General features: G+C 47.9%; 6 protein-coding genes. 4 read left to right on the top strand and 2 right to left on the bottom strand.

Annotated elements, in window-relative coordinates; translation table 11 throughout:
* Positions 1 to 233: 233 nt before the first annotated feature.
* The 4 genes from hutC (at position 234) to L2755_RS12015 (ending at position 5,234) form a co-directional block, all read left to right on the top strand.
* Positions 234 to 938: a histidine utilization transcriptional repressor HutC gene (gene hutC, locus L2755_RS12030; RefSeq protein WP_248980940.1), complete on the top strand. Its 705-nt coding sequence runs from the start codon at positions 234 to 236 to the stop codon at positions 936 to 938.
* A gap of 149 nt (positions 939 to 1,087) precedes the next feature.
* The gene (hutU, locus tag L2755_RS12025) at positions 1,088 to 2,776 is read left to right on the top strand and encodes a urocanate hydratase (RefSeq protein WP_248980939.1); all 1,689 of its coding nucleotides are present in this window, start codon (positions 1,088 to 1,090) and stop codon (positions 2,774 to 2,776) included.
* Between the two features lie 3 nt (positions 2,777 to 2,779).
* Positions 2,780 to 4,312 carry a histidine ammonia-lyase gene (gene hutH / locus L2755_RS12020; protein WP_248980938.1) on the top strand — a complete coding sequence of 511 codons (1,533 nt, stop codon included), beginning with the start codon at positions 2,780 to 2,782 and terminating at the stop codon, positions 4,310 to 4,312.
* 460 nt (positions 4,313 to 4,772) lie between these two features.
* Complete coding sequence (locus L2755_RS12015; protein ID WP_248980937.1) at positions 4,773 to 5,234, top strand: PaaI family thioesterase; 462 nt, start codon at positions 4,773 to 4,775, stop codon at positions 5,232 to 5,234.
* 206 nt (positions 5,235 to 5,440) lie between these two features.
* Here L2755_RS12015 and L2755_RS12010 read toward each other — a convergent pair whose 3' ends face one another.
* Complete coding sequence (locus tag L2755_RS12010) at positions 5,441 to 6,103, bottom strand: DUF3157 family protein (protein ID WP_248980936.1); 663 nt, start codon at positions 6,101 to 6,103, stop codon at positions 5,441 to 5,443.
* A 96-nt stretch (positions 6,104 to 6,199) separates the two neighbouring features.
* Positions 6,200 to 6,736 (bottom strand): porin family protein, encoded by a 537-nt coding sequence (locus L2755_RS12005; protein ID WP_248980935.1) that lies wholly within the window; start codon positions 6,734 to 6,736, stop codon positions 6,200 to 6,202.
* Positions 6,737 to 6,832: the final 96 nt, after the last annotated feature.

The raw sequence follows: 6,832 nt of genomic DNA, 5'->3' as shown, positions 1-6,832 counted from the left end.
CAATCCACACTTGATCCCACGACATGATGCACTCTCTTTTTTGTAGTTTTTAGCAGAGGTTGAATATTAACACTAAGGGCAGCCATTAAAAATAATTTGTGAGCTAGCTTGCGTTTACTTGTATATACAAGCTAGGATTGTAGCCGAGTTTTTGATCATTATAAATAGCTGTATTGAGTAAATGACCTGATTAATCGGTCATCAAAAATATAGCGAATAACACAGGATAACCAATGGCAACGCCAAAGTTTGCAGAGATTAAACACTATATTCGCGCTCAAATTGAATCAGGACAATGGGCTGAAAACAGTCGTGTGCCATCAGAAAATCAATTAGCTGAACTGTTTAACTGTAGCCGTATGACGGCGCGCCGTGGCTTAACTGAATTAACCGAATCTGGGCTACTGGAACGTTCACAAGGCTTGGGGACTTTTGTTGCAGGGCTCAAATCGCAGTCATCGATGATGGCAATTCGTAACATTGCCGATGAAATTAAAGATCGCGGCCATGGTTACAGCGTGCAGCTAGTATCGCTCAGGCAAACTACCGCAACAGGGGCTATCGCGATTGCGCTGGGGCTGGAAGAGGGCGGCGCGGTATTTTTATCGGTGTTAGTCCATTGCGAACAAGACACGCCACTGCAGTTAGAGGAGCGCTTTGTGAATCCTAAACTTGTGCCTGAGTACCTAGCACAAGATTTTAGTAAACAAACTCCCCATGAATACTTATCAATGGTGGCGCCGCTGACTGAAGCTAAGCACACCATTGAAGCCAAACTGGCGGACGATACCCAGTTAGCACTATTACACATTGAGGCGACAGAGCCTTGCTTGCAGATCTCGCGCCGAACATGGTCGCGCCAAGGGGTTGTGAGTTTTGCCCGCTTAGTGCATCCCGGCAGCAGATTTAGATTGGGTGGCCATCTGACGTTTAGTTAGCCGCCGCTTAGTCACACGATTTAGTAACAAAAATGACGTTGTCGCTGGTCAAACTAACCACTGTAATGTTAGCAAGAAAACAATAAGACAGTAGATAAAAAGCAAATATAAAAACCAATTATAAAAAACAGATTGAACGAGGTAGACCCATGGATAAGAGACACGATCCAAGTCGTCGCATCATAGCGCCGCATGGAACTAAACTGAGCTGTAAAAGCTGGATGACCGAAGCACCGATGCGTATGTTGATGAACAACTTACATCCCGATGTTGCCGAGCGTCCTGAGGACTTAGTCGTTTATGGCGGCATAGGCCGTGCAGCCCGAGATTGGCAGTGCTACGACAAGATTATTGAAGTACTGCAGCGCCTTGAAGATGACGAGACCTTGATGGTGCAATCGGGCAAACCAGTGGGCGTATTTAAAACCCATAGCAACGCACCACGGGTGATCATCGCCAACTCTAACCTAGTGCCACACTGGGCAAACTGGGAACACTTTAACGAACTCGATAAGAAAGGTTTGGCCATGTATGGCCAGATGACGGCGGGTTCGTGGATCTACATCGGCTCACAAGGCATTGTGCAAGGCACATACGAGACCTTTGTGGCGATGGCTAAGCAGCACTTTGGCGGTTCGTCGCAGGGTAAGTGGATCTTAACCGGTGGGCTTGGTGGCATGGGCGGCGCGCAGCCACTGGCTGGCACCATGGCGGGTTACTCGGTACTGACCTGTGAAGTCGATGAAACACGTATCGATTTCCGTCTTCGTACTAAATACGTCGACAAGAAAGCCACTTCACTGGATGAAGCATTGGCGATGATTGAAGCAGCTAACAGCAGCGGCAAGCCGGTATCGGTTGGTCTACTCGGTAATGCGGCAGACATATTTGCCGAGCTGGTCGAGCGTGGAGTGACGCCTGATGTGGTGACGGATCAAACCTCAGCACACGATCCGCTTAACGGTTATTTGCCACAAGGCTGGACGTTAGAGCAAGCTGTTGAGATGCGTAAAACCGATGAAGCTGCCGTTGTTAAAGCGGCTAAGCAATCGATGGCGGTTCAAGTTAGGGCAATGCTAGCGCTACAAGCGGCTGGCGCAGCGACGACCGACTACGGTAACAATATTCGTCAAATGGCGTTTGAAGAGGGGGTTGAGAATGCATTCGACTTCCCAGGTTTTGTGCCAGCTTACGTGCGTCCATTATTCTGTGAAGGTATTGGTCCATTCCGTTGGGTAGCACTTTCTGGCGACCCAGAAGATATCTATAAGACCGACGCCAAAGTTAAAGAGCTTATTCCTGATAACCCACAGCTACACAATTGGTTAGATATGGCGCGCGAGCGTATTGCCTTCCAAGGTCTGCCAGCACGGATCTGTTGGGTTGGCCTTAAGGACCGTGCGCGTTTGGCATTAGCCTTTAACGAAATGGTTAAAAATGGCGAGCTTTCAGCACCGATAGTTATCGGTCGTGATCATTTAGACTCAGGTTCAGTCGCTAGCCCTAACCGTGAAACCGAATCCATGCTCGATGGTTCGGACGCGGTATCGGATTGGCCACTAATGAATGCACTGCTTAATACCGCAAGTGGCGCGACTTGGGTATCACTGCATCACGGCGGTGGTGTCGGCATGGGCTTTAGCCAACACTCTGGTGTGGTAATAGTTGCCGATGGTAGCGACGATGCTGCCGCGCGCCTAGGCCGCGTACTGTGGAATGACCCTGCAACCGGTGTGATGCGTCACGCTGATGCTGGATATGAACTCGCTAAAAATTGTGCAAAAGAGCAGAACTTAGATCTGCCGATGCTAGACACTGCCAAGACAGAGGGAAAGTAGAATATGAGCCATTTAGTATTAACACCAGGCACCTTAACCCTGCCGCAAATTCGTGAAATCAGTCGCGGAAAAGTGACCATAGAACTGGCAGAAAGTGCTATTAGCGATATCAACACTAGCGCCGGTCTAGTACAGCAGGTCTTAGATGAAGGTCGCACCGTTTACGGTATTAACACCGGTTTTGGTCTGCTGGCTAACACCAAGATTGCCGCCGATGACTTGCAACTGCTACAACGCTCGATTGTACTTTCTCATGCTGCGGGTACCGGCAAGCACATGAGTGATCAGACCGTGCGCTTGATGATGATATTGAAGATCAATTCTCTGAGCCGTGGGTTCTCCGGTATTCGTTTAGAGGTGATCAACTTCCTGATCAAGCTGGTTAACGCTGAAGTGTATCCAGTGGTACCAGAGAAAGGCTCTGTCGGTGCTTCGGGTGACTTAGCGCCATTATCTCATATGAGCTTACCGCTACTTGGTGAAGGTCAGATGCGCTACCAAGGCAAATTGATTGCTGCTACTGAAGGTTTAAAAATTGCCGGTCTTAAGCCACTTGAACTTGCAGCCAAAGAGGGCTTGGCGCTACTTAACGGTACCCAAGCTTCAACGGCGTTAGCACTAGAAGGCCTGTTTAACGCAGAAGATCTGTTTGCGGCCAGTTCAGTGATCGGTGCGATGAGTGTTGAAGCGGCAATGGGCAGTCGTAGCCCGTTCGATGCCCGTATTCACGCTGCTCGTGGCCAGAAAGGCCAGATTGACTCGGCTGCTTTATTCCGTCACTTGTTAGCGGATGAGTCTGAGATCAGTCTTGATCATGCAAACTGTGAAAAGGTGCAAGATCCTTATTCACTGCGTTGTCAGCCACAGGTATTGGGTGCGTGTTTGACGCAAATTCGCCATGCAGCAGAGGTGTTAGGCACCGAAGCTAACGGCGTCACTGATAACCCACTAGTGTTCCAAGATACCGGTGACATTATCTCCGGCGGTAACTTTCACGCTGAGCCAGTAGCGATGGCGGCAGATAACTTGGCGATTGCGATTGCCGAGTTGGGTTCAATTGCTGAACGTCGTATCGCACTGCTTATCGATCCTAACTTGTCTAAGCTGCCACCTTTCTTAGTTGAAAATGGCGGGGTAAACTCAGGCTTTATGATTGCACAGGTGACAGCAGCAGCGCTTGCTTCAGAGAACAAGACCTATGCTCACCCAGCATCAGTGGATAGCTTACCAACGTCTGCCAACCAAGAAGATCATGTGTCTATGGCCACCTTTGCGGCGCGTCGTTTACGCGATATGTCGGAAAATACCCGTGGTGTGTTAGCGATTGAGTTATTAGCATCGGCGCAAGGTTTGGATTTCCGTCGTCCATTACAACCAAGTGTTGCAGTGGCGAAGGCCAAGGCTGAGATCCGTGAGTTGGTGTCTTATTATGATAAGGACCGTTTCTTCGGCCCAGATATCGAAGCATCGACCGAACTGCTTTTGACTGCTAGCTTCAACAGCTACTTACCAACAGGTGTTTTACCAAGCTTGTAGGCGCAGCAGATCCGCTAAAGAGGATGTTGAATCTTAGCTAAAATGCTGAAATAAAATTCATTATTCAAAAGGGCCTGATGGCCCTTTTTTGTTGTCTGCTAGTTAGGCTGGCTTAACTTTAGTGTTTGGCACTATTAATTATCGCTTGTAGCAAACTCCTTCCCTAATACTCCAATGACTCGCTGTGAATACATCCTTGTAAGCTCTGCGGCAACATCCATGTTGCCGAAGGCCATTGACGCATCAGGGTAGGTGCTTGAGGTGCTAACTGTGCTGCATGAGTCATAATCTGTTGATAGCTGAATGGGTTATTCAATCTAAGCTTGATGCAGCCAAACCTGCAATTCGATAGTGGATCTCCTTTAGTCTTAAGGCTTATGTCGGTATTGCTGAAACGGTGAAACCGTAATAGCGTAGTGGCTGACTATTTTTGCAATTTGATTAAGTGGTGGTGCTACTGATGACTATTATGGCCTTTCAAGATAACTATCCAGAAGATCTCAGCCACTGTTATGGCTGTGGTAAAAACAATCCACACGGTCACCAGTTAAAAAGTTATTGGGATGACGATGAAACCATCGCGCTATTTACGCCCAAGCCATTTCACACTGCCATCCCGGGTTTTGTTTATGGTGGACTGATTGCCTCGTTAATCGATTGTCATGGCACGGGTAGCGCCAGCGCGGCAGCTCAGCGAGCATTTGGCAGTCGCGATGAAACACCGCCGCGGTTTGTCACCGCCGCGCTTAATATTGATTTTCTAGCGCCGACGCCAATGGGCGTTGAATTGGAGTTACGCGGTGTTATTCGCGAGATTAAACCCAAAAAAGTGCTGTTAGATATTACGCTATCTGCCAACGGAGTCATTTGTGCAAGAGGGCATATGGTGGCGGTTAAGATGCCAGAAAGTATGATCAGCTGAGCGGTTCTGTAGTATGCAATTTTAAATTTTCGACTCATGTTTGGGCAATACGAATGGAAAACACAGATTCCCCACCGAAGTTGTCGAAGTATGCAGATAACTCTTAGTTTTTAAGATTGCTGCAGCTCCAATATCCCCCAGTTGATACAAAAAGACCCAGCTGGATCAGCTAGGTCTCTAAAGGGGATAGCTCGGCCAATGAGTGACTACATACGAGAATCCATCTCTTTCATCTTCAGGCTCATTAATTGCTTAGTCCACTGCGCTTTGTCGATATCTTCGATCCACAAAACAGGGCTTTCGCGAGTCTGGCCTTTACGTAAATAGGAGTCTGGCATTCTAAATACTGCTTGCCATACTTTTACCGTCTCTCTCTTAATGAGTGCGCCGGAATCTGCAAATAAGCTGATCTCTAATTCGATCATCACATAATGCTCACTGCTGTTGCTTGATAGCTCGAAGGTCAAGCCTAAGCGACCGTCATCGTCCCACTGCTCATTTAAAAAGCTAACTTTCACACCACTTTTACCCGTTGATTTAAGCAGGGCTGCTTGAGCAATCGCGCTTGACGTCAGGTTGTCGGTATTGGCAGGCAATGTGGTTGGCACTGCTGGTGCTGTATTAGCTGCAGTGCTGGCGTCGGTCGCTACTACGGCAGAAGTTGCTGCAACGGTGGCTGGCAGAGTGACTGCGGTAGCAGTGCTATCTTGAACCTGACTTTCTAGGATCACATATTCCCAGGTAAAATCATCGTTGAGTTTGACTGTGGCGCCATTCTCTAAGGTGACTCGCGCCACTTCATCTGCAAAGGCTGGAATTGAGAGCGAAAATAGTGCAATGCAGGCATATGCCATTAGGGTCTTATACATGATTGTTAACCTTTTAAAGGAGATTGCCCTAGCATAGACAAACTCCCGTTAGATTAATACTGACAAGATCAAAAAGTCGTAGTTGTGGCGCGCTAATTACATGGTGTAGCCGATACTAAATACGGCCGATTCGGTGGCCGAGTTATAGCCAGCGGCTAAAGTGAAATTGTCGCCCAATACATAACGTAAACCAGCCTCAGCACCCCAGGCGGTATCTTTCTCGGTCTCCCATACGGGTTCGCCGCCAACGATTAGGGGGGTGATGTTATCGGTTGAAGACAGTTCATGGCTATAAGCAGCTGCGCCGCCATAAAAACTCAGCCCAGCTGCGATCGGGTAGGTTAACCCGAAGCGCCAAAGTGAGCTTTTAGTGTAGGCTTCGCCAGGTTCTTCAACGGGGTAATCGTCTTTTTTACTCTGGGCATAACCGATGTAATACCCCCAATTGGCATAATCGGTGTCGTGATGGCTAGGTGCAATCGTAATACCGTATAGATCATCGATGGCCGGAATATAGTCTAGGGTTATTGCGATAGTCGCTTTTGGTAAAATAGGTTCATCTTGGCTGTAATCATTCGCTAGCGCATTGAAGCTGCAAAGGGTGATAAAACACGTCAGCAAGTATTTGGTCATGATGATCTCGATTGAGCTTTCAACAATAGAAAATGGATTGTTGTGAATCTTTAGATTACAGTCAACTGACATAGCTCAAATAGCTGTTAAACTTGG

It is taken from the genome of Shewanella abyssi, assembly GCF_023284025.1.
Classification (GTDB): Bacteria; Pseudomonadota; Gammaproteobacteria; order Enterobacterales; family Shewanellaceae; genus Shewanella; species Shewanella abyssi.
This window is presented reverse-complemented; position numbering and strand designations above follow the sequence as displayed.

Coding starts and splice junctions, on each gene's coding strand:
- hutC (WP_248980940.1), top strand. CDS start 234: ATGGCAACGCCAAAGTTTGCAGAGATTAAACACTATATTCGCGCTCAA.
- hutU (WP_248980939.1), top strand. CDS start 1,088: ATGGATAAGAGACACGATCCAAGTCGTCGCATCATAGCGCCGCATGGA.
- hutH (WP_248980938.1), top strand. CDS start 2,780: ATGAGCCATTTAGTATTAACACCAGGCACCTTAACCCTGCCGCAAATT.
- L2755_RS12015 (WP_248980937.1), top strand. CDS start 4,773: ATGACTATTATGGCCTTTCAAGATAACTATCCAGAAGATCTCAGCCAC.
- L2755_RS12010 (WP_248980936.1), bottom strand. CDS start 6,103: ATGTATAAGACCCTAATGGCATATGCCTGCATTGCACTATTTTCGCTC.
- L2755_RS12005 (WP_248980935.1), bottom strand. CDS start 6,736: ATGACCAAATACTTGCTGACGTGTTTTATCACCCTTTGCAGCTTCAAT.